This window comes from Listeria valentina, from assembly GCF_011800755.1.
Lineage (GTDB): Bacteria > Bacillota > Bacilli > Lactobacillales > Listeriaceae > Listeria > Listeria valentina.
Genome location: NZ_JAATJW010000037.1, coordinates 1 through 23,099, shown reverse-complemented (window position 1 = coordinate 23,099; position 23,099 = coordinate 1). Strand labels below are relative to the sequence as shown.

25 protein-coding genes and 1 pseudogene are annotated in these 23,099 nt (G+C 40.6%); 11 read left to right on the top strand and 15 right to left on the bottom strand.

The annotated features are described in order from the left end of the window. Positions 1-62 precede the first annotated feature (62 nt). Positions 63-356, bottom strand: a complete 294-nt coding sequence (locus tag HCK02_RS09260) for a WXG100 family type VII secretion target (RefSeq protein ID WP_167629838.1) — start codon at positions 354-356, stop codon at positions 63-65. A 1,080-nt stretch (positions 357-1,436) separates the two neighbouring features. On the opposite strand from HCK02_RS09260, the gene HCK02_RS09255 reads away from it, so the two are divergent. From HCK02_RS09255 to HCK02_RS09245, 3 genes and pseudogenes are all read left to right on the top strand, one after another. Continuing rightward, positions 1,437-1,919 carry a divergent PAP2 family protein gene (locus HCK02_RS09255; protein WP_167629837.1) on the top strand — a complete coding sequence of 161 codons (483 nt, stop codon included), beginning with the start codon at positions 1,437-1,439 and terminating at the stop codon, positions 1,917-1,919. A gap of 81 nt (positions 1,920-2,000) precedes the next feature. Further along, positions 2,001-2,441 (top strand): hypothetical protein, encoded by a 441-nt coding sequence (locus HCK02_RS09250; protein ID WP_167629836.1) that lies wholly within the window; start codon positions 2,001-2,003, stop codon positions 2,439-2,441. A gap of 147 nt (positions 2,442-2,588) precedes the next feature. Then, positions 2,589-2,921: pseudogene (locus tag HCK02_RS09245) on the top strand (PhzF family phenazine biosynthesis protein); the annotation flags it as partial. A 55-nt stretch (positions 2,922-2,976) separates the two neighbouring features. Here HCK02_RS09245 and HCK02_RS09240 read toward each other — a convergent pair. Continuing rightward, on the bottom strand, positions 2,977-4,188 hold the full coding sequence (locus HCK02_RS09240) for an NAD(P)/FAD-dependent oxidoreductase (RefSeq protein WP_167629835.1): 1,212 nt from the start codon (positions 4,186-4,188) through the stop codon (positions 2,977-2,979). A 442-nt stretch (positions 4,189-4,630) separates the two neighbouring features. Between HCK02_RS09240 and HCK02_RS09235 the strand changes: the two genes are divergently transcribed. Together HCK02_RS09235 and HCK02_RS09230 are read left to right on the top strand one after the other, a co-directional pair. After that, on the top strand, positions 4,631-5,626 hold the full coding sequence (locus tag HCK02_RS09235) for an NAD(P)/FAD-dependent oxidoreductase (protein ID WP_167629834.1): 996 nt from the start codon (positions 4,631-4,633) through the stop codon (positions 5,624-5,626). Positions 5,627-6,099: 473 nt separating this feature from the next. After that, positions 6,100-6,720 (top strand): SDR family oxidoreductase, encoded by a 621-nt coding sequence (locus HCK02_RS09230; protein WP_167629833.1) that lies wholly within the window; start codon positions 6,100-6,102, stop codon positions 6,718-6,720. Positions 6,721-6,948: 228 nt separating this feature from the next. Here HCK02_RS09230 and HCK02_RS09225 read toward each other — a convergent pair whose 3' ends face one another. Together HCK02_RS09225 and HCK02_RS09220 are read right to left on the bottom strand one after the other, a co-directional pair. Further along, a complete protein-coding gene (locus HCK02_RS09225) occupies positions 6,949-7,182 on the bottom strand; it encodes a YuzB family protein (protein WP_167629832.1) in 234 nt (77 codons plus the stop codon). A 49-nt stretch (positions 7,183-7,231) separates the two neighbouring features. Next, on the bottom strand, positions 7,232-7,561 hold the full coding sequence (locus HCK02_RS09220; RefSeq protein WP_167629831.1) for a YuzD family protein: 330 nt from the start codon (positions 7,559-7,561) through the stop codon (positions 7,232-7,234). A 170-nt stretch (positions 7,562-7,731) separates the two neighbouring features. Between HCK02_RS09220 and HCK02_RS09215 the strand changes: the two genes are divergently transcribed. The 3 genes from HCK02_RS09215 (at position 7,732) to HCK02_RS09205 (ending at position 9,143) form a co-directional block, all read left to right on the top strand. Continuing rightward, positions 7,732-7,968, top strand: coding sequence for a NifU family protein (locus HCK02_RS09215; protein WP_167629830.1), 237 nt, complete (start codon positions 7,732-7,734; stop codon positions 7,966-7,968). A gap of 73 nt (positions 7,969-8,041) precedes the next feature. Next, entirely contained in the window at positions 8,042-8,542 is a 501-nt protein-coding gene (locus HCK02_RS09210; RefSeq protein WP_167629829.1) for a phosphatidylglycerophosphatase A family protein, read from the top strand. Between the two features lie 22 nt (positions 8,543-8,564). After that, positions 8,565-9,143: an LOG family protein gene (locus HCK02_RS09205; RefSeq protein WP_115753986.1), complete on the top strand. Its 579-nt coding sequence runs from the start codon at positions 8,565-8,567 to the stop codon at positions 9,141-9,143. 39 nt (positions 9,144-9,182) lie between these two features. Here the strand turns inward: HCK02_RS09205 and HCK02_RS09200 are convergent, their stop codons facing one another. Genes HCK02_RS09200 through HCK02_RS09185 form a run of 4 tightly spaced genes read right to left on the bottom strand, consistent with a single transcriptional unit; the run spans position 9,183 to position 12,973 of the window. Further along, positions 9,183-10,469, bottom strand: a complete 1,287-nt coding sequence (locus HCK02_RS09200) for a hemolysin family protein (protein ID WP_167629828.1) — start codon at positions 10,467-10,469, stop codon at positions 9,183-9,185. Positions 10,470-10,524: 55 nt separating this feature from the next. Further along, a complete protein-coding gene (locus HCK02_RS09195) occupies positions 10,525-11,289 on the bottom strand; it encodes a TIGR01457 family HAD-type hydrolase (RefSeq protein WP_167629827.1) in 765 nt (254 codons plus the stop codon). Between the two features lie 2 nt (positions 11,290-11,291). Then, entirely contained in the window at positions 11,292-11,591 is a 300-nt protein-coding gene (locus tag HCK02_RS09190; RefSeq protein WP_115753845.1) for a YutD family protein, read from the bottom strand. After that, the gene (locus HCK02_RS09185) at positions 11,588-12,973 is read right to left on the bottom strand and encodes a bifunctional metallophosphatase/5'-nucleotidase (protein ID WP_167629826.1); all 1,386 of its coding nucleotides are present in this window, start codon (positions 12,971-12,973) and stop codon (positions 11,588-11,590) included. Before HCK02_RS09185 ends, HCK02_RS09190 begins: the two co-directional genes overlap by 4 nt. Before the next feature lie 146 nt (positions 12,974-13,119). Between HCK02_RS09185 and HCK02_RS09180 the strand changes: the two genes are divergently transcribed. Next, positions 13,120-13,959 carry a sulfite exporter TauE/SafE family protein gene (locus tag HCK02_RS09180; protein ID WP_167629825.1) on the top strand — a complete coding sequence of 280 codons (840 nt, stop codon included), beginning with the start codon at positions 13,120-13,122 and terminating at the stop codon, positions 13,957-13,959. Beyond that, positions 13,960-14,328, top strand: coding sequence for a DUF1634 domain-containing protein (locus HCK02_RS09175; RefSeq protein ID WP_167629824.1), 369 nt, complete (start codon positions 13,960-13,962; stop codon positions 14,326-14,328). It abuts the gene before it with no gap. 56 nt (positions 14,329-14,384) lie between these two features. On the opposite strand, the gene HCK02_RS09170 is transcribed toward HCK02_RS09175, so the two are convergent. The 4 genes from HCK02_RS09170 to HCK02_RS09155 form a co-directional block, all read right to left on the bottom strand. Beyond that, positions 14,385-15,230, bottom strand: coding sequence for a DUF72 domain-containing protein (locus tag HCK02_RS09170; protein ID WP_167629823.1), 846 nt, complete (start codon positions 15,228-15,230; stop codon positions 14,385-14,387). A 93-nt stretch (positions 15,231-15,323) separates the two neighbouring features. Next, complete coding sequence (locus HCK02_RS09165; RefSeq protein ID WP_167629822.1) at positions 15,324-16,082, bottom strand: tyrosine-protein phosphatase; 759 nt, start codon at positions 16,080-16,082, stop codon at positions 15,324-15,326. A 20-nt stretch (positions 16,083-16,102) separates the two neighbouring features. Further along, positions 16,103-17,038 (bottom strand): ribose-phosphate diphosphokinase, encoded by a 936-nt coding sequence (locus HCK02_RS09160; protein ID WP_167629821.1) that lies wholly within the window; start codon positions 17,036-17,038, stop codon positions 16,103-16,105. A gap of 144 nt (positions 17,039-17,182) precedes the next feature. Continuing rightward, positions 17,183-17,407: a DUF896 domain-containing protein gene (locus HCK02_RS09155; RefSeq protein WP_115753851.1), complete on the bottom strand. Its 225-nt coding sequence runs from the start codon at positions 17,405-17,407 to the stop codon at positions 17,183-17,185. Between the two features lie 217 nt (positions 17,408-17,624). Here HCK02_RS09155 and HCK02_RS09150 point away from each other — a divergent pair, with 217 nt between their 5' ends. Then, positions 17,625-18,590, top strand: coding sequence for a cation diffusion facilitator family transporter (locus tag HCK02_RS09150; protein ID WP_167629820.1), 966 nt, complete (start codon positions 17,625-17,627; stop codon positions 18,588-18,590). Between the two features lie 63 nt (positions 18,591-18,653). Here the strand turns inward: HCK02_RS09150 and HCK02_RS09145 are convergent, their stop codons facing one another. From HCK02_RS09145 to HCK02_RS09135, 3 genes are all read right to left on the bottom strand, one after another. Continuing rightward, positions 18,654-19,439, bottom strand: coding sequence for a carbonic anhydrase (locus HCK02_RS09145; RefSeq protein ID WP_246215568.1), 786 nt, complete (start codon positions 19,437-19,439; stop codon positions 18,654-18,656). Between the two features lie 207 nt (positions 19,440-19,646). Next, the gene (locus HCK02_RS09140; protein WP_167629818.1) at positions 19,647-20,390 is read right to left on the bottom strand and encodes an alpha/beta hydrolase; all 744 of its coding nucleotides are present in this window, start codon (positions 20,388-20,390) and stop codon (positions 19,647-19,649) included. Positions 20,391-20,625: 235 nt separating this feature from the next. Then, a complete protein-coding gene (locus tag HCK02_RS09135) occupies positions 20,626-22,779 on the bottom strand; it encodes a glycosyltransferase family 39 protein (RefSeq protein ID WP_167629817.1) in 2,154 nt (717 codons plus the stop codon). Between the last annotated feature and the right edge of the window lie 320 nt (positions 22,780-23,099).

The following is a 23,099-nucleotide window of genomic DNA, read 5'->3' as shown; positions in this document are numbered from 1 at the left end:
CCCTTTTCTGTTTATATAAGAAATGCCTCTTATAGTATACAATAAGAGGCACCGTTTTAACATTAAAATCCGAAGTTTTGGGACAGTTGTTGATCTTGCTCTTCCACTGCACTGGCAGTTTTTTGAAGTTGTTGTTCGATTTGATCCATCAAATTCGCAAACTCGGTTACTTTCGGTTTTAATTGATTGAATTGGTCATCAAAGCGTGCAAACGCTTGTCCTTCCCATTCACTGCGAAACTGTTCTTGTAATTGCGATAAGCGTTGTAACATTTGCTCAATGTCACGTGCACTTGTTCCGTATGTTTTCGCGCGGTCACGTAACTCGGCTGGGGTCATTCTGATTTGTCCTGACAAGTTGGTTCATCTCCTATGTTATGTATTTTTCTTGCAATTATAATATACCATATTTTTTTCCAATAATTGTGTCTAATTTGTGAAATTTTGCGTCAAATGAATGCAAAAAGATAACTTTTACCCAAATAAAAATTACATTATAAAAGTCAAAAAAGCCCACGAAAGTCGAGGTTTAAGAGTAACGACAATAAGAACAAGAAGGCATAGCGCTTATTCGGATACAATTCAAAGAAATGGAGATCGGCTTATATTCCAGTGTTCTTCTAACCTCTAAAATATAAAAGTGTCTTGTTTGCAAAATTAGAAAACGTTCACAAAATATCCACAGACTTTCTATTGCCTCTATGTTAAATTTATTTTAACATTCACTCTTCTGCTAACACTCACTCCTTATTAGTTAGCAGTTTGCAATGGTTGCCATTAACTTCCCCAAGTTAGTGGCTTTTTTTCATTTTAATAAAGTTTCAACCTTCGCCTTCATTTCTTCCACTAAATTTTCCTCTTTTTCATTCCGAGCACTACGCGTCTAATCGTTTAGTTATTTCGTTCCCATTTTGATATAATTGGAGCTCTTCAAATGCAATTATAAAAGTTTTCCCTGCTGTCGATCGCTCGCAGTATTCGTAATAATTTACCCATTGTGTTCTGTTCACTTTTATTTCCCCTTTCCCCTTAGTAAAAGGGCATTTTCTATCTTCAAGAAACAGAACTGCCATTGACTCAGACCGACTTCGTTATTTTTTTTAACAAGTTTGTCAAATTTCCGGTGTAAGATACCATGCTCAACACTCGCTTCATCCTTCTAGGCATACACACAAAAAGCACTTGGTAGACCACTAGTAACGATTAAAAAAAGAGTCGTCATTCCGATAAAACTCAGCATTATATGCACTCTGATGATAAAATGGTTCAGCTTGAAAGTAAAAAATATAAGCAATTAATTTCTAAAAAATTTTAGAGGCATTGATAAGGGGAACTCACTGTATCCCCTTTAAATACTGCTATATTAGTATTTAACGTTTTTTGCAGGCTTTATGTGGTAATATAAAAAGAGAATATATGTAGTAGACTGGGGAGATTTTGATGATATTTGAAAATGTGCCACTCGTGGCATCGATCGTAGCAATTTTATTTGCGCAATTTGTGAAAGTACCAATTCGATTAATGATTTCACGGAAAATAGAATGGGGCTTAATGTTCTCAACAGGTGGGATGCCAAGTTCTCATTCAGCAGCAGTAACAGCACTTATGACGACACTTGCAATCGAGCACGGATTTGATTCCCCTTACTTCGCCATCGCGGTTGTATTTGGTATCATTGTAATGTTTGATGCAACTGGTGTAAGACGGCAAGCCGGTGAACAAGCAGTTGTCCTCAATAAACTTGTCACTGATTTTCAAGAATTTGTGGAACATGCAAAGGGACTAACAGCACCAGAACAAGCAGAAAAGCAAAAACACTTGAAGGAACTTCTTGGTCACAAACCGATGGAAGTTTTTTTCGGGGCTATTACAGGAATCGGTATCGGACTTTTAATCGCCTGGTTAATGGGTAGCTTTTAATTCATTATTCACCAAACTGTCACACCATTTGCTTTCTGAACGTGCTACAATAGTTTTATAAACGCAAAGGAAGTGAACTTCGTGGCACCTGTTATTCGCTTTTTAGAAGAACATTCAGACGAACTCATCAATTATTGGTTCAGCACTTATTATGTTAACTCAAAGGAGTATCAGGAGCGAAAGTATATTCCTGGCTATTTGGACGCGCAGTATTCAGAAGCGAAGCGCTTATTTGTCCAATCCCTTAAAAAATCTTCCACAAGCGATGTGATTTCATCTGTCCGAAATATTGGTGAAGACAGACACGACATGAACGTAGATATCGAAGATGTGCTTATAAACCACTTTGATTTTTATACAGCACTGATGGAATTTGTAACGATTCATCATGATAAGAAAAACTTAGATTGTTCTGCCAAAGAAATCTTTACGACACTACTTGAATTACGAAGAATCGAAACTTCATCTACCCTTGAACTTTATAAGGGATATACGCTTGAACCGAGTTCCACAAATTTTTAATGGATGCTTTTGTGTCTCTAAAAAAGCACTTTCCTTCAAAGGAAGGTGCTTTTTAATTATAAATATTCTTGAATGAAAAGCCTAAAAATTTTAGTTCAGCTCATAATATTTACACTTTGCTATGTCTATGCTGCAATCATGGTAAGCAAAGAAGTCAGCGAACGCTACAATGTCGTGGGAACACATCTATATGCAGTTCATGACAATCGAATCATCACTAGAAATTTTGCTCCATTATACGATATTAACGAAGAAGCAGCGACTGGAACTTTAAATGGTGCGTTAGCTTGTTAACTTTATAAACACCACTATTTACAGAAAGATAGGTATGTCTTTGAACAGGGTTATTCGTTACATTCCCCTTCTGAAATTTTGGTTGAATTAGAAACAACTAATAAAGATGAAATAGAAAAAATTTGGGTCGGTGGAAAAGGTTATTATAGCGAAACCAAATACTTAGATCTAGACAACTTAAAATAGAGCAGGATAAATAAAAAAGCACATTGCGCCACGACGCAATGTGCTTTTTAGTAGTTTATTTATAGAATTTGAATTTCCCTTTACTCATCATTGTACCGATGCCACCAATTAATAGTAGCGCACGATCATCAATGACTTTCTTCATGAAGGAAGCACGATAGCCTTTGATGTTTTTACCGAAAACAACACCGATTGCATCGTTATCGCCTAGTGAGCAAACTGTTCCTTTTTCATGGTATTCAAAGTCAACAAGATCGCTTTCACCTTTTATTAGTTTAGCTAGGTTGATCGCAGCAACATCCGCTTGTTGCATCGCAATTTGAGCAGTTGTTGGATATGGGCGATCATTTGCTGGATTAATAATAAGTGAGCAGTCACCAATGATTAGAATTTCTTCGTTACCAGGAACCGTCAAATTATGGTTTACTTTAACACGTCCACGACCAGCTTCAAATCCAGAAGCTTCAATCACACTGCTTCCGCGAACACCAGCAGCCCAAATAATAGTTCCGGCTTTAATTTCTTTTTCTTCTGTTTCACTTTCCGCATAGCGAACGCCATCAGGAGTAGCTTCTTTAACAGGTTTTCCTACAAGAAATTCTACGCCACGATCTTCCAGTACACCAACGCCATAGTCTACAAGAGTTTGGTCAAATTGTGGTAATACTTTTGGAGCCGCTTCTAAACAGATAATGCGAACTTTTTCACGCGGAACATCGTATTTTTTAACGAGTTCAGGAACTCGGTTGGTTAATTCCCCAAGGAACTCGATGCCGGTAAAGCCAGCACCACCAACAATAATCGTAAGCAATTCATCTTTTTGTTCCGTTTTCCATTTCGAAAATTGTTCTTCGATATGAGCACGAATTTCTTTAACAGATGGGATGCTTGTAATCGTAAGTGCATATTCTTTTAAGCCTTTGATACCAAAAGTTTCGGCTTCTGATCCAAGACCCACTAAAAGATAATCATAAGAAATATCTCCTTGATTTTTTAGTGTTACGGTTTTTTCGTCTTTATTGATCTTAACAACTTCATCTTGAATAAAAGTTGTTTTATTGGAATCTACAACTTTTGAAATTGGATAAATCAATTTTTCCGGTTCTAGCGTTCCTGCTGCTGCTTCGTGCAACCAAGTTGTTTCTTGGTGATAGTCATTTTTGTTCACAAGAACGATTTCTGCGCCAGTATTTGCTTGCTGCAATTTTCTAAGCGTCTTCAGTCCACCGTATCCTGCGCCTAAAATGACAACTTTTGGTTTACTCATCTGTAATCACATCTACTTTCCCTTTATATTTTTTTCACAAACTACTATGCAAACGATTCCTTTTGAACAGTAAGTGTAGAGGCCTGCGCTGATACATCTACTCTGCGTGAAAAATACCACTTATAACTATAATGATAGACGTTTTTCACCTAGATTTCAAGCCATAAAACGCCATTACTCAAAGGAATTTTAATGGTCTGGTTTTTAAATGCGCAGAAAAGCCGCTAGCTAATCATTTTGACTGTTTTGTTACATTTTTAACAAACAATCAATTCGCAGAGAAAACATTTTCTTTTTTATCATTCGAAAAAGATTGTGAAATAAATAACTTTGTTTTTCTTTACTTTATGAGTTAAACTACCTTCTTTTCAAAAGAGTTTGTGCTAGAATAGATGTGTTATGCAAGCGTATAATAGTTCTTTGCAATTGGAGGGGAACATATTTGGATAAAAATACCAAAATTTATGATATTACAATCGTCGGAGGCGGCCCAGTCGGGCTTTTTGCGGCGTTTTACGGAGGCATGCGAAATGCGAGTGTTAAAATCATTGAAAGCTTGCCTCAGCTTGGCGGACAGCTTTCTACACTCTACCCTGAAAAATATATTTATGATATTCCAGGTTTTCCGAAAGTTCGGGCGCAAGAGCTGGTAAATAACTTGATTGAGCAAATGAATCCTTTCTCACCCGAAATCTGTCTTGGCGAAACCGTCACTTCGATTGAAAAAGAAGCGGATGGGACTTTTGAAATTTTAACGGATCAGGATTCTCATTACAGCAAAACGATCATCATTACTGCCGGAAATGGTGCCTTCGAACCGCGTAAACTCCAACTAGATGATGCCGTGCAATATGAAAATAAAAATTTGCATTACTTCATCAATGATTTAAACCGGTTTAAGGGGCATAATGTGGCTGTGTGTGGAGGTGGGGACTCTGCTGTCGATTGGGCTTTGATGCTTGAACCGATTGCAAACTCAGTTTCAATTGTCCATCGCAGAGCAGCTTTTCGCGCGCATGAACATAGCGTGGAGCGCCTACAAAATTCAAGCGTCGAAATTTTAACGCCTTTCATTCCAACTACGCTGATTGGAAATGAAGCAGGAATCGAGAAAGTCATTTTAAATGAAGTAAAAGGAGAGCAAGAAAAAGAACTCATTCTTGATGATTTTATCGTCAATTATGGCTTTGTCTCGTCACTTGGACCAATCAAAAATTGGAATCTTGAGATTGAGCGAAACTCGATTGTTGTCAATTCAAAAATGGAGAGTTCGATTCCAGGCATTTACTGTGCCGGCGATATCTGTACCTATGATGGTAAAGTCAAACTCATCGCAACTGGTTTCGGGGAAGCCCCAACTGCAGTAAACAATGCGGTTGCTTTTATTGATCCTGGAACAAGAGCACAACCGATGCACTCTACTTCGTTATTTTCTTAAATACAACTCAAAAGGGACTTGGCGCTTGCCAAGTCCCTTTTCTCCGTTAAAGACTCTATCATGGTTTTGTTTTTCATCTATTCTCTTGCTTTATTAAGCGTCTCTCTTTATCACTGTAAATCTGTTGTTGAATGCGGTGCATCCGGGCTCTAAGTTCTTGCAATTCCCGTTCAAGTGAAGCATTCTCTTCTTTTTGCTTCTTGTTTTGAAGTAACCCTTTCTTGATCCTCCTTAGCATCTCTTCATCACCTCATCTATTTATCTATCTCTCTATAGCTAAATACTATCATAATTTATAGCCATATAACGAAAAATGTCGTAAAAAGTCGATTCTAGGTCATAAACAACTAATGTAAGCGCTTTATTATAAATTTTAGTGTTGTAGTTTAAATAATCTGTAATTTTATACGTTTTCTATGAAACAAATTCGGGAAAAGTAAATTATTCCTTATGTTAAAGGAGGAGACGATTAAATGAAAGTCTTAATTATAGGAGCAAACGGGCAAATTGGCAGAAAAATTGTTCGTCTGCTTAGTCCCACAAATTTTGTGCGTGCGATGGTACGTAAAGCAGAGCAAATGCCAGATTTAGAAAGTCTAGGAGGATATCCTATTATCGGTGATTTGGAAAAAGATTTTAGCTACGCTTACGACGAAATTGATGCTGTCGTGTTTACTGCAGGGTCCGGTGGTCAGACGGGCGCCGACAAAACGATTGCAGTCGACCAATTTGGGGCGATAAAAGCAATAGAAACTGCAAAAGAATTTGGCGTAAAGCGTTTTGTACTCATTAGTTCTCTTTTCGCTGGTGAACCTGAAAAAGGACCTAAATCACTTGAAACTTATCTTGAAGCAAAAGGCCGAGCAGATGATGCCTTGATAAACAGCGGGCTCGACTATACCATCTTGCGCCCAACTACACTTTCAAATGATGAGCCTACTGGAAAAGTCGCCGATGTTACTTCTTTTGGTGAATCAAGTGTGACTCGATCAGACGTTGCATCTTTTGTTGTAGCTGCTTTACCTGAAGAAAAAACTTATAAAAAAATCTATACTTTTGCTAATGGTGATATACCGATCAAGGATTATCTCTAACAAAAAAAGAGTTTTTAATCCTACACGGACCCCAAGAAATCAGACTAGAAAATCTGAATTTTTGGGGTCTATTCATTTTAGATAACAGTACGTCACTTTGAAAAAAGATGCCCTCTTAGTGAGAGCATCTCAAACAAATATATTCACTAATAAAGTTCATTAGTTCTACTCGACAACAATATAAATCCCAACTATCTTTGTAGTATAAAATCTCACAATACTAACAGCTCAAATTGGATTTTCTTCAATAAATTGATAAATATTTTTCACAAGTTCATCTGGTGTTGTTCCCCGCACTACTTCGCCGTCGACAAGTGCAAATAAACTCATCGCACATAGATCGCAATACGTTAAGCAATCATATTCAACCACATCTAGATTTGGATCCTCGTTTAGCCGGTCAAAGGCTTCCTGTGAACCGCTTGCCAGATTGTTAACACAGAATTCCACAATCGGATTCATTTCCTACTTCCCTTCTAATTCTCGGAAAGACAAACGTGCTCAGTTATTCTTACATCGTTGCTACGTAACCTCGATCAGTCATAACTTGATAGATATCTTTAAGCCGCGGATTGCCTTCCGCAATAATTTCACCATCTACTGCAACAACGGGATACATATAATCCTCGTCGACAATTTTTCTTGCTAACTCACGAACCTCGGGGCTTGTCTGCTCGGGATCGTAAATATCAACATACTCCACTTCAAATGGCTGATCCGCGAATTTGCGTCCAACTGCAGCCCGGAGCCATTCTTCAGTTTCCTTGGAAGACGGTGCACCGACACAGCTAGCACAAATGACTGTGGAACCATAAACATACAATTTTACTTGTTTTTCCATCGCTTCCTCACCTCAAGGTCATTGTAACCAATATCCATTGAAAAATCGAGTTTATTGTTTGTGTAGTCACTCACAGGAAGTTTGTTCTTGCCAGACGGGTTGGTCTTTTTCACAATGACTGAAAGCTGTGTTATAATGAGTTATATTCTATTTAAAGGAGCCCGTTTTGTATGGAAGAAATCAGTTTTGATTCAGTGGACAAAGCGCTGAAAAAGTTTCGGCCATATTTACTTCGCGACGGCGGCGACTATGAACTTATTGAAGTGACGCCGGAGGGTATTGTAAAAATCCGCTTGCTCGGCGCTTGCGTTTCGTGTCCAAGCTCAGATATGACTTTAAAAATGGGAATTGAGCTGACACTCGCTGAAAAAATATTCGGCTTTAAAGAAGTTGTTCAGGTTTATTAATTGGCATAAGAGACGCGGCGAAGTTCGTCGCGTTATTTTTAATTGAAAAGTTGACCTTAAAGGAGGTTTTTTGATGGTTGAAAAACAAAGTATTTTAGAGAAAAAAGCACGGAGTTGGTTAAAAGAACGTGGTGTTTCCATGGATGACATCGCAGAACTGGTTCTTTTCTTGCAAAAACAATATCACCCTGAATTAAAACTTGAAGTTTGCCGGGAAAATGTGGAACGTGTGCTTCGTAAACGTGAAGTGCAAAATGCAATTTTAACGGGAATTCAATTAGATGTTATGGCGGAAGAAGGAAAACTTGAACAACCGCTTCAAAATATTATTTCAAATGATGAAGGTTTATACGGCGTCGATGAAATTTTGGCTCTTTCAATCGTTAATGTGTATGGTTCGATTGGCTTTACGAACTACGGCTACATCGACAAAATTAAACCGGGCATTTTAGCCAAGCTCAATGAACATGATGGCGTGAATGTGCATACATTTTTGGATGATATTGTCGGTGCAATTGCAGCCGCTGCAGCTAGTCGGCTCGCACATAGCTATCACGACGATATTGTGCAGTAAGAAGGGAGAAGCGGATTTGGATATGAAAATTGCGGTTTATTGTGGATCGGCTTTTGGCGCGAAAAAGATTTATCAGGAAAGTGCTGAAAAAATCGGGAACTGGATCGGTGAAAAGGAATATACTCTTGTTTACGGCGGTGGAAATGTTGGTTTGATGGGGGTTGTGGCGGATACGGTGCTTTCGCATGGTGCTCCTGCTTATGGAGTTATGCCCACCTTTCTCGAAGAACGCGAAATCGCCCATCGCGGGCTTACAAGGCTTATTCAAACCAAAGACATGTATGAACGCAAGAAAACGATGATGGAGCTTGCGGATGCTTATATTGCCTTACCGGGCGGCCCGGGGACGCTCGAGGAAATTAGTGAGGTCATTTCCCTTGGCAGGCTCGGCGTGCATAAAAACCCGTGTATTTTTTATAATGCAGATGGGTATTATGAGCCGCTAAAAGCCTTCTTCGACGAAATGGTAGCAGCGGAATTTTTGACGGAGGCGGCCAGAAAGCAATTTTTATTTAGCGATTCGCTTCCTGAAATTGAAGACTTTATTGCCAATTTCAAACCTAATAAGCCGAAAACGTATCAAAAAAGAAAGACTAACTAAAAAAGAAGTGGAGGCCTGGCGCCTCCACTTCTTTTTTGATTACTTCATCTTCTTTACTTCCACTTGGCGGACTGAGTTTTTGTTCATCGATTGGACTTTGAATGCCCAGCCGTTTTCAGAAACCACATCTCCCGTATCAATGTTGAAGTTTTGCAAGAATAGCCAGCCAGATAGCGTATGTACACCCGCGCTTTCTAGTTCGAATCCCAGCACTTCTTCCACACTCACAAGTGGCTCACTTCCCGAAATAACAAAGTGATTCTTCCCGATTTTGCGAATCCCTTTCGGTCCAGAAACTTCTTCCAAATCGCCAACAATAATTTCCATGATGTCTTCAATCGTTGTGATGCCAGAAGTTCCGCCATATTCATCCGTCAAAATCACAAATGATTCCCCTTTTTCTTGCATCTTCACGATCAATTCTTCCAAAATGGTTCCCTCAAACACTTCCATTCCCGCACGAACAAAGGGTTTGATGGACTGATTCAAAATCGTTTGGTCCTTTCCAAGTCCAGCCATCACACTGCTGACTTGCAAAATCCCAACGATTTTATCTTTATCATGATCTGTCGTGACTGGAAAAATATGATACGTATGTTCAGAAGTTAGCTTCAACAAATCAAGCACCGTCGCCGTTTCATCAATGGCGATGACTTCCATCCGCGGAATCATCACTTCTTGCGCCGGAACGTCCCCTAACTTAAAAATATTTTTCATATATTTAAATTCTTGCGGATTCAAAAGCCCTTGCTTGTAACTGTCTTCAAAAATAATTTTTAATTCCGTTGGCGTCATCTGGTCCGCATCCGCATTTTCTTTCGCACCAAACAGCCCCGTAATCAAATTAGCCGAATGGTTGAGTATCCAGTTAAGCGGAAATGTAAAATAATACCAATAAACCAGTGGTCGAGCAATAAGCAGCGCCACTTTTTCCGTGCTTTGAATCGTCAACGTTTTGGGCGCAAGCTCTCCTAAAACGACATTTAAGAAGGTAATCAAAATAAAGGAAACAAAAATCGAAACGGGACCTTCCACCGAAGCTGGAAGCGGAAGAAGTGTGAAGATTGGCTCTAACCAGCCACGCATCGTATCTTCGCCGACCCACCCCATCGCAAGAGCCGCAAGCGTATTACCGAGCTGACAAGCGGCCAAATAATCATTCATATTACCAGTAATTTTTTGAACATAGCGAGCGCGCTTATCCCCTGATTCAACAAGACTTAGCACAGTGGGTTTCCGGATGGCAACAATCGCAAATTCAGAAGCCACGAAAAAAGCAGTTCCGATAATCAGCACGACAACGAAAAGATCATTTAATAGTTCCACGTTCTTCCCCTCTTTCCCGCAAATGAGAACAAAGAAAGCACTCTATAAGTGCTTCCTAAAATTCCCATTCAGTTAAATCATTCACCACATAAGTTGGTTGTACTTCTTTTTTTTCCAAAGCCTCACGAGTTGTAAAGCCCGTTAAAACATGCAACGTGTCCATCCCGGAATGAATTCCTGCAGCAATATCTGTTTCATAATTATCGCCAACCATGATCGCTTCCTCTTTCGTAACGCCTAGGCGAGCAAGCGCTTGGTCCATAATCACTCGTTCTGGCTTCCCGATCACAACAGGCTTCGTTTCACTCGCAACCGAAACAAGCGCCGTAATCGAGCCATTCCCAGGAAGTAACCCTCGCTCCGTTGGAATGGCCGCATCTGCGTTCGTTGAGATAAACGTTGCCCCGCGCCGAATGGCGAGCACCGCTTTCGCAGCCTTTTCATACGTCAGCTGCATGTCCATTCCAACAACCACATATTGTGGATTTTCCTCGTTTATTTCAAACCCATTTTCTGCAAGAACTTGTTTCAGTCCTACTTCACCGATCGGGTACACCGTTTTCGGTTGATTTTGCTTAAGCATATAAGAAACCGTTGCTTCAGAAGACGTAAAAACGTCTTCCGGCCGAGCTACAATTCCCATCTTATTTAACTTCTCTGCAACTTGTTCCGCTGTCTTTGTCGAATTATTCGTCACAAATAAATGTGGGATCTCAAGTTCATTCAACTTCTGGATAAATGGAATTGCTTCTGGAATCACGCGATCTCCGTGGTACATCGTCCCATCCAAATCAATAAAATACGCTTGATACTTTTTCAAAATTACTCGCCCTTCTCTTTCTTTCCAGTTTGTTTCACTTTCTTCAAAACAAAATACGAACAACCAAAGTTGCAGTATTCATATAAATATTCCTTCAAAGTGCTGATTTTATTGTCATAGGCTGCTTTTTTATTTTGATCGTCAAAAAAGCCTTTCAAGCGAAGCTGATCGTAGCCAAAATCGCCTACAATATAATCATAGCGCAATAAAATGTCGCTAAACCGTTCATTCAATTTTTCTTCATCGAAACACTCGCGATAATCTTCAATCAACTCGTATTCCTGATCTTGAATCGTAATCATTCTTTTTCCTCCCCGTAAAGTTGTTTCAGCTTCCACGCAAAAATATCGCGCAACAGCTCCGGTGTATAAACTTCTTTTTCACTACTTTGTTTAATAATCGGGAAAAATGGCGCAAAGACAAACGTATCATGCGTCACAATTCGGTATTTCCGAAACGTTGAAATCGGCTCCCCGTCCCAAAGCGGAATCCCGCGAATCGCATCAAATCCTGCTCGTTTCATTAATACAGAACCAAATACCTCGCCGCGGAAACCGAAGCCTCGTAGTGGCAATTCCTTCAGCTCATCTCGCTTCCGAAGAATCTCTTGGATTAAAACCTCAAGTTCACTTCCAGAAAGCGTTACGGCAATCAAATTGAGCGGATGCGGCAAGAGCTGATGCACATCAAAGGCCGTCACATCGCCTGGCCCGATATCCGTCATAAAAATGCCCGCATTCGTCAGGAAAGCATCCCCTTCCGCCCATTCTGTTGCGGCCGCGTACATGATCTCCGCGATGCTAGAGTTGCCAAACCAATTCGTTTCAAGTTTTTCTGGCAGGTGCACAATCACTTCCGAAAGCTCTTCTTTTCCTTTTTGGAAAAAACCCTGAATTTGTTCGGCTTCATCTTTCGGCGGGGCTAGCTTGGCCGTCTCATGAACCCTTGCTTCTTTCTTGCTTAACTCGCCTGCATCATTCCACGTAAGTGTCACTTCGCCAACGTATTCGCCCCATCTTCCAGCCGCCGCAAGTAGCGTTTCTCCAACTTGTTTCCCTGTTTCGAGCAAGTGGTGCGTGTGCCCGCCTAAAACGACGTCAATCTCGGGTAACTCTGTCGCGATTTGTTCATCAAACTGCAAGCCTAAATGCGACAGCAATATGACCAAATCAGCATCCGAATCGAGCTTTGCCAGCTCGCGCTTAAGCGCCTGGATCGGTTCTTCAATTCCCCATCCGAGCGACTCATAATATTCTCTAAAAGCCGCTGTTGCGCCAAGCACAGCAATTTTCAAGCCCGCTTCATATTTATAAATAACAGGCACTGCCCAATCTGTCCGCTTCGTCCGTTCCGGATTTCCATAAATATTGGCACAGACCACTGGAAACTCAGCTCGATCATAAAGCGTTTCAAGCGCTTGATGCGAAAGCGTCGTGCCTTCATTATTTCCAATTGTTACAGCATCAAAGGGCAGCTCATTTAAAAGTTCAACATTTGCTTTCCCGAAAGTTCCTTCCGTAAGCGGATGAACTCGATCTAAAAAATCACCAATGTCAAAAAACAGAACATTTTCTCCCGTTTCCTTTGCTCGCTCCTTATTCGCTTTTAAAAAAGAAGATATTCTTGGCCAATTATCCAAGTGGCTATGGATGTCATTCGTATGCCAAATTGTTAACTGTTTCATAAAAGCATCCCCTAAAAAGCATTTACTTTCTCTATTGTAGCTTAAAATTTCCATTTTGACACGCCACAAAGTCAAATTCCACTTTTCAAGTATCACTTTTTGGCGTATGATAAAAAGACAAATAAAGAGAAGGAAGTGAGTAATTTTTGGATATCACACAAACACTTGAAATCCTCCTAATCGCCGTATTTGCTGGCGTTATCGGCTCCATTCTTGGGCTGGGTGGAGGCATCATCATGACACCAGCACTCACACTTATTTTCGGCATTGACATCCAGTACGCGATCGGCGCGAGCATCATCTCCGTTATCGCAACGAGTAGCGGCTCAGCTATCGCCTACATACGTGACCGAATTACAAATCTCCGCGCCGGAATGTTTCTTGAAATTGCGACGACGCTCGGGGCGATAACCGGCGCGTTCATCGGCGGACTGCTCTCCGCGACAGCGCTCTACATAATTTTCGGACTCCTACTCCTTTATTCCGCCTTCAACATGATTAAAAAAGTCGGTTCGGAATTCCCGCAAAATGTGAAACCCGATCCGATCGCAACCAAACTCAAACTGCATGACAGCTACTATGACAAAGCCTTACGCAAAGAAGTTCCCTACGAAGTCGCAAATGTGCCAGCAGGGTTCGGAGTCATGTACGGGGCAGGAATCGCAAGCGGGCTGCTTGGAATTGGGAGCGGCGCGTTCAAAGTCATGGCACTAGACGTTTTCATGAAGCTTCCGCTCAAAGTCTCAAGCGCAACGAGCAATCTGATGATGGGCGTTACAGCTGCGGCAAGCGCAACTGTTTATTTATTTAAAGGTGACATTGACCCCACAATCGCGGCTCCCGTTGCAATTGGCGTCTTAATTGGGGCAACACTTGGCACAAAAGTCATGCAACGCTTAAAAAGCAAAGTCATCCGACTCGTGTTTATCCCTGTCTTGCTTTACGTCGCCCTACAAATGATTCTTGAAGGATTGGGGTGGATTTAAATGAATAAACAAAGCAAAGATGAAGAAATGCACCAAGTAGAAGCCGTTGTTGGTGGCTTGCTCCGCATCGGCGTCATCGTGAGCGCTGCGATCATCATCTTAGGACTCGTTCTTTACATTGCAACCGGATCAAGCGGCTATCCCGGCACAACTTACCCAACCACAATCGCAAGCATTTTTTCTGGACTTGTTGAACTAAAACCTTTTGCGATCATCATGTTCGGCTTATTTTGTCTCATTTTGACACCCGTTTTCCGCGTGGTCGTCTCACTTTTCACCTTTCTCAAAGAAAAGGATTACCTTTACGTCGGGATTACAGGAATTGTCCTAGTCATCCTCATCATCAGTTTTTTAATTGGAAAAGGGTGAATTTTGCATAGAAAAAGCCAGGTGAGGCTCCGTGCCACCTGGCTTTTCCTTATCATTTAAAACTCCGAAAATAAATCCATTTGCATCGGAGCAAGGCCGTCAAACTTAATCTCCAGTGCCTTCTGAAGCGCCTTCGCATTATCAGCCGCATCCCCGCCGCTGTTGTTATTAAAAATCACCACGATTTCATTCGAATGCTCATTCAGACGCTTAATATAGCTGGCCCATTCCGAAATTTCCTCCGCATTGTAGCGATACAGCGTGCGCACTTCCCTCCATTCGGGACTATTCGCTTTCATCCAGCCATATTGATTGCGTCCATGAAGCCGCACAAGCGTCAAATCGGGATTCGTCGCCCGAAGCACAATCGGAACGCTCCGCGTTCCGATTTGCGGCTCATCGACCACCACGTGAATGAATCCCAGTTCCGCGAGTAACGCAAGTGTTTTTTCTTGATTCGCATCACTATACCAGCTGCCATTCCGAAATTCGATCGCAACAGGCAAATCGCCCATTTGTTCTTTCACATGCCGCAAATAATTCACATTTTCTTTTGTACAATTAAAAAATGGCGGAAACTGAAATAAAATCGCTTTGAGCTTCCCTGATTCGCTAATCGGCGCAATCGCATCCATATAGCAGCGATACATTTCCACTTCTGAATCGTAATAATCTTTCCATTCTTTATGCATCGTCATCGCTTGAAAAGCTTTCACTACAAAGCGAAACACATCTGGCGTGCCACTCGCCCAATTGGCTGTCGTTTTCGGCGAAGGTATTGCATAAAAGCTCGTATCCACTTCAACAAGTGGAAAATGAGCCGCATAGTCAGCAAGTTTATGTTTAGAAGACAACTGCAACGTATCATGATCGCTCCAGCCCGTTAGTCCAATTGTAATCATCGTTTTCCCACCTTCCTTGCAAGCCTTTTCTTCATTATAGCGCATCTTAAAAAACGACTCAAAAAAAGAGAACGGAAAACTCCGTTCTCTTTTTTAGAATAAGAAGAATCGTTTCTTTACTTCTGTTGGCTCATCAAAATCAATTTGCTCATTTTGGAGAACAAGCTTCGCATTATCTAAAAGCAAATCCGCTTGTTCTAGCCCGATGCTTTGTTTTAAATTTTGCACAGCTTGGTCTACTTTCATTGAGCGACCTTCATAAAAGTGTGCATCAGTTGCCATAAAATGCACGAGGTTCGCTTCAAGCAATTGATCGCTGAACTTTTTGATTTTCTTACCTAGTACGCCAGCATAGCTTCCCCACGTTAATTGCGCAAGCGCACCGCCTTCTACAAGTTTATATAACACTTCATAATTTTTACGAATTTCAACGTTTCGTTCCGGGTGCGCGATAATCGGAATATAGCCCTTCATTTGTAAATTAAAGAACAATTCCTGCGCGAAAAACGGAACCGATTCTGTTGGAAACTCAATTAAAACATACTTTGAATCAGCAAGTGTCAGCACAGAACCATTTGCCAAGTTTTCAAGCATTTCGCCATGAAGCCTAACTTCCTGTCCAGGGTGAACAACGAGCGGTATATTTTCTTCAACGAGTTTATTGTTAAAATCTTCCACTCGTGCTCGAACCTCGTCACCCGGATTCGAAAAACGACCTTTCAAGTGATGCGGCGTTGCGATCACATCTGTAAAGCCTTGCTCAACAGCTTGCCTTGCCATCATTAAACTATCTACTAATTCTTTCGGGCCATCATCAATCCCATTTAAAAGATGGCAGTGAATATCAATCATTTTGTCAAACCTCCTTCACCTTAAAAAAGCGGATGAAGCGATTTATTGTCCTGCACGCCTCTAATAGCCTGCGCAAGTAAACCACTGATGGAAATCATTGTTAATTTATCATCCAATTTTCCTTCTGGTATATCAATCGAATCGGTCAGCACAATTTCGCTGATTCTCGATTCGTTCAGTCGTTTTGCTGCTCTCCCAGCCAAAACGGCATGAGTCGCGCACATCACAACTTTTCTAGCACCTTCTTCAAGCAATTTATCACAAGAAGTGGTCGCTCGGTAAGCCGTATCGATAATATCATCGACAACGATCGCGAGCTTTCCTTTCACTTCACCAATAACAGATGAAATTTCCCGTTCATTCGGGCGTGGTTTGCGATTTAAAATCGCAATAGGCGCATGAAGTTTATCCGCCACTCGGCGAGCCCGGACAACGCCGCTATGGTCAGGTGCAACCACCACGACATCTTCATCGCTATAATTTTCTTCAAGATGATTGGAAAGAAGCGGTACAGCCGAAACATGATCAATTGGGATATTGAAAAACCCTTGAATTTGGGCTGCATGCAAGTCTACTGAAATAAGCCTTGTTGCCCCTGCTTCCTGCAAAAGATTTGCAATCAGTTTTGCCGTAATTGGCTCACGACTTCTGGCTTTTCGGTCTTGCCTAGAATAGCCATAGTAAGGAATCACGAGCGTAATTGATGCAGCAGAAGCACGTTTTAGCGCATCAACCATGATGAGCATTTCCATAATTCGTTCGTTTACATTGGCGTCCATTGATTGAACCACGTAACAGTTCATTCCTCTGACACTTCTACCAATGTTCACCTTCACTTCACCATCGCTGAACTTTTGCAGATCAACTTCGCAAAGCGGTACATCTAGTTTTTCAGAAATCTTTTGCGCAAGCGGGCGTTCATTCGTTACTGAAAAAAGCCTCATTTCATTCGACATTTTGATCCCCTTTCAAATGTAGCAATTCATCTAGTTCTATTATATAAAACGAAACACCTTGCCGCAAAGAGTTTGGTTTTAAGTTTTAGAAAAAAGACTCTCTAATTACAATTAGAGAGTCTTTTCCCACACATTTATTTTCATTTAAGCATTTAATTCGGCTTTTACATCTTTTAACTTTTGCGGTGTCACATCATCACCAAGCGGATCAATGATGGTCACATGATGTAAGTTGTCTTGAACAGTTCCGCGGATCATCGCACAGTATTCCTTGCGAAGTTCAGCTTGATGCTCTTTTTCGCTCGCCGTTAGCTCGCCTTTCTTTTGCTTCGCAGCATAGTTATTAATTTTCGCCAACAGTTCTTTCATGTGATCCCTCCTCTTATTAGTTACTATTTGTAAGTAACTATGGAAATCATAACACATTGGTCAATAAAAGTCAAACTGATTTGTTTAAGGCTTTTTAAACGAAAAAAACAAAGTTTGGCATTATTCTTGTAAAATATTTCATAAAATTTTAGTCTGCGATCTTTTCGTGCTAAAATAGAAAATATTATTTAAAAACCAGTCGAAAGAAGGAATGAACTTGAAAGAGTTTTTTCAACTACTTAAGCACGGAAACACTTCCGCTCTCACCGCGGCTATTGTAAACGGCGTCGTCTCGCTCGTCAAAGGAACAACTTATTTTTTTACAGGAAATGTTGCCATGTTTGCCGAAACGCTTCACAGCTTAGGGGATGCGGCAAACCAGCTCTTTGTTTTCACAGGCTCCGCCCTTAGTAAAAAACGACCTACGAAAAAATTCCCGAAAGGCTTTGGTCGAATTGTTAATCTTGTTCTTCTTTTTGCAGTCATCGTTGTTGGTATTATGGCTTATGAAACCGTAAAAGAAGGCATTTCACATATTTTCCATCCAGCCGAGTCCACTGGCTTTTTAATCAACTTAATCGTTCTACTTGCTTGTACAGCCCTCGAATCAACAGTTCTTTTAAAAGCCATGCGAGAAATCGTTGCTGAATCTGGCGAAGAAGCCTCTGGATTTAAGCTAATTCCCGCTTCAATCCGCAATTTAAAATCAGCCAAAGCAGCTACCAAACTTGTTTTTATGGAAGATTCCGTGGCAACCGCTGGGGGCTTACTTGCTGCACTTGCCGTCATTATCTCCCATTTTACGCCTTTCCATCAAGCAGAAGGAATTGCTTCGATTTTGATCGGGATTTTGATGTTCATCGTTGTTGGTGAAGTCTTTCTCGATAATGCAGGTGGCGCGATTGGAAAATCAGATGAAGGTATGAATCTTCAAGTTGGACAGCGGATCATGTCAGATCCGGATGTACGTGATATCCAAGTTTTAACAGTCATAAAAGAAGGTGACACTTTCCATGTTGATGCCGAAGTGGAACTAGATGCAACCTTGACACTCGCAGAAATTGATGACATTCGTGATAGGATTGAAGATGATGTCCTTACGATAAAAGGGGTTTCTGATGTTGTCATCACTTTTGATGAAGTGGATAACACGCTTGATTGGCAATACGGGGATGGTCGTTAATTTCCCATCTCCTTCCTCCAAAAAAGAAGCATGGCTGAAAATCAGCCATGCTTCTTTTTTATTTTATTCAATATGTTCCAAAACAACTCGCCCATTTAGTGGTTGTATCTTACGATTATTGGAATCATAGTATTTATCAAATAACGCAATTTGTGCTTTTGAAACTTCAATTGGATTTTTCATGACGTACCATTCCACATTTTCAGAAAGCGGTGGAGTCGTAAGTGAGCCATTATAGTGGTAATACATTTTATTCGCAGGAATCATTTGCGTAGCATCAATCGCATCTGCCACATCCGATTTCTCCCCTGCCTTGATATTATCTAACACGGTTTGAAAAGCAGCATTTTTCTTTCCTTCCGTAAAGAAAACAGCGACAACCGCCAGACGCCCATCTTGCGCTTGATTAACAAAATGCGCTTCAATTGGATAATGCTTCCCGTTCACAGTATGTTCACTTTTAGCATGGAAGTGAAACTGTTCCAAATCAAAATTTCGTCCATCAATGACTGCGGAACCAGTATCATCAACTTGGATACTGTGACCGTTATCTACTTCGTCCACAACCGTCTTGCTATAATCCAATGCCATTTTCCCTTCGTCTTTCATTTGTTCCGTTTTCCCCGTCTCGATGTTAATTGGGGACTGCGAATCGCCCGCCTCGAATTTCCATCCCTTTTGATCCTCATAATCCAGATGCTCCTCAGATTTTTTCTCTACGTTCTTTTCTGAGTGGCTTTCATTACCTGCACTCGTTTTTCCCGCTGCATCACTAGTCGAGCAACCTGCCAAAAGAAGCGACAATGAAAGCGTAGATGCCACTACAAATGCTGTCTTTTTCAAAAACATTTCCTCCTCAAAATTATTAATGCATAAATATCATGTGCTTAAAAGTCAAAAAGACAAACAAAAAAACAAGAAAACGCTCTTCCACATGTACTTGTTTTTCAACTTAAAGCGAACGCCTGATCAACTCTTTCTAACTTATTCCCACCCCTTTCTTTCCATAAACACAAAAAAGCACTAGCCACAATCGGCTAGTGCTCCACACTTCCATTAAATAATTTCTTCTTCGAGCCAGTTCAAATCATCCAAGAAATAAACCACATCTTCTTCCAAAATATCTTTTTCTCCGTCATTCACGATGTCGTGTCCGCTAGTTTGGTAGAAGCAGAGCTGTTTATCCGGCGTATGAATGTGTTTAAAAATATAATTTGCGTCATCCGCTTCAATTTCCTCATCTTGGCAACCTTGGCCAATCATCGTTGGAACTTTGATTTTCTCAATATTTTTTGCAACTTGCTTATAAAAATCCGATCGCGCATTTGTCATCGTAGCAATTTCAGGTTCATAGCTTTGCAGCATCGCTTCCGCTTCATCACCTGAAACACCTTCTTTAAGCAACTGTTTCATCAAATATTTTTCAACCGGGATGTAACGCATTTTCTTGTTTACGTTAGCGCACAAAGGAATGATCGCTTTTGGCGAAAAAGATTCCGCCATCCGAAGAGCGAAAACGCCACCCATCGCGACACCAACAATGGCAATCTCATGATACCCTTCTTTTTCTAAAAAAGTGTACCCCGAAACTGCATCTTCGTACCACATATCAGGCGTTGTTTTTAAAAACAGCGCCGGCTCATCTCCGTGACCTCGAAAGTTCGGCGCATAAACCGTATAGCCATTTTCAGCTAAATGTTCGCCTAAACTCCTCACATCTTCTGTCGTTCCCGCAAACCCATGCAGGAGCAAAACAGCACGATTTCCTGCTTTAATCATAAAGCTACGATCCGCACTCATTTGTAAGCAGTCCTCCTAAAAAATAGATCATTCCGCGAAAAAATCGCAAATGCAATAGCCATATCATAACGCGAACCAAGACGCCTGTCAACACCTAAATTCCGACTTTTTTTGCACTTCTCGCAAGAACCACGCAATAAGGCTTCCCGCCTAATTTCACTTCTCTCATCTACAGACAATTTCGCCCAATCAAAAAGCCCGCCAAAAACAATTTGACGAGCCTGATTTTACTTTATTAAACTAAACTTTCTTCCTTCGCTTCTTGCCCAGTGAAAATTCGCCCAGCTGGAGATTCCTTCAGCAAGCAGAGCCAAAAGCCCATCAAAATGCTCGCAAACGCCGCAAACAGCATCCAAAACTCAGCAACGCTCAACAAAGGTTGTTCCCTAAAAGTGCTGACCGTAAAACCGATATTGGTATGTTTCATGACTTTACCATTCACATAAAGCTGTCCTGCTGGATAAAGCGAGAAATTCTTAGAGTTATACCTACCAAGACTAAGCGCGTGACCATGCCCCTTATCTCCCTTTGTAATCTCCGTAAATTTCAGCTTATAGCGCCCGCCATCAGCATGAACAGGCTTAGCCAAGTTAATGACTTGATTCGGACCAATAAATTCGCTTCCCTTCAAGTCAAACTGTCGTAATTTCTTGCCACTCGTATCATCATAAAGCGCGATGCGATATTTCCGAGAATCATCTGGTTTTTGAAGCACCCTGAACGTTAACTGATTAAAGGATTCATTGGCACTAAACGTTTCCGCGACAATACTATCTACCATAACAGGCGTTCCAATGTAGGCGTAGTCCTGCTTCACTTGATAAACATGAAAGGGCCGTTTTTCCTGCGCCAGCGTACTAAACTGCAAACCGAAACAAACGATTGCTGCTAAAAAGATAAAGGCACTTCCAGCAAGAAACGGTCGACGTAATTTTGGCAGCCAATTATTCGTTTCACGGTCCGCCATAAGCTCCACTATAAATTTAATGCCATAAAGAGCCGAGAGAAGCATCAGAGGCGTAAATAGCAAAATATAGCGCTGATTGGCTTCCCAAATCAAGTGGAACAAAATGACACCAATAAGCGTGACATTCAAGAAAAACGCGAAATCAAACTTCTTGCTTCTGAAAAAGCGAAGCGCCCCGATTGCAATACATAGCAAACTCATAATGTGGAAGACCTGTGCAAACGAATAAATTAAAGCTTTACGATCACCAAACAAATAGTTAAATGTTGGGGTAAAATCATTGGTCGAATTAATGTACCACGCATAAGCTCGCGTACCATCCGTCCACGTATTTTTTAATTTATTATTATAAAGTGTCAAAAGTTCTTTAGTTGAATAATTTTTCAAGCGATCTTTAATCACTTTCACATTGGCTTCTTTTTTAGCCTCTTTACTATGGAAAGAAGACGTATAGTCAAATTCATCTGCATTATAGCGACCAGCTGGCTTGGCAAGTCCCATCATCACAAAATGTGTAGGTGGGACTTCATAGCGATCATTTTTTTCGAAACCAAACAGCGAATAAAATGGCATCGCAGCAGAAGTAACCAACAAGAAAACAGCGCCAATCGCCGTGAAGCTAAGCAAGAACTTCTTATAGTTTTTAACAAGCCAAACATGAATAAGCAAAGCAGGCAGCAGTATTATCAAGTTAGGCTTTGCCTGATAGCCAATTGCAAATAGCAAGCCGATAATGAGTAGCAACCACCAGCTGCCCTTTTTTAAATAGAGATAGTAAACCAAAATGATAAGTGATACAAAAGGCATCGCAATCGTATCTGTGTAGATGTATAGTGTATAGGTAAATAACGGAACGCAAGTAATGACAACTAGTAAAAATAAGTTAGCCATACGAACGCCAAGCGCATCCTTCACCACATAAACCAAAGCAAAAATTGTCACAAACATAGAAAACATGATCCACAAGTTGTCGAGCAGATAAAAATTCTGAATCCCAATATGCGAACCAAAATTATAGATTCCATAACGCAGAATTGTAACAAAAATATTATTTAAATAGGTTTGAAAATACGTATAATCTTGAAAATGACCACCATTCGCAAGCATTGTCAGCACTTGTTGTTTAACAACAAAGCTATCGACATACATGTTCATTTTCATTGTAATGGCTAAAAACAGTTGAATAATGACTACAACAGCAACTAGCGCAATAAAAATAATCCAATTAGCCTTCTGGCTCAAGAGTGTCAATCCTTTAAAAACAGCGAGAAAAAGAAAAACGGCTGTTAAAGCAAAAAGGAATAAATTAAAAGGATTGCTAATCAATTCCATAAGTGGATGAGCCGTACTCAAATAGGCCAAATAAGCGATAACTATCACGAAAGCTGAAGTAAAGCTATAGCCAATTACTCTTCTAAACATTTTTCCCAATACACCCTTCCTTACCAATTCCAAAATAATACATAAACTACTACATTTAATCTTATGTATAAAAAGCTTCCATTTGAAGTTAAAACCAATAAAAACTGCTACAACTCTATTCATTCTAGCAAAAACTACTCTTTTTGAAAAGTGAAGCTATAAAAAAACAGCTGTTCCTTTTAGAAACAGCTGTTTCAGACTGTCGAAAAACGCCCATCCCTCCATGAGAAAGAAGAGGGATGAGCGTTTTTTTCTATAAAAATGGAAAAAGAAGAAGCCAAACAGGACTTCTTCCATGTCCATAAAGCAAGCTTTTTCAG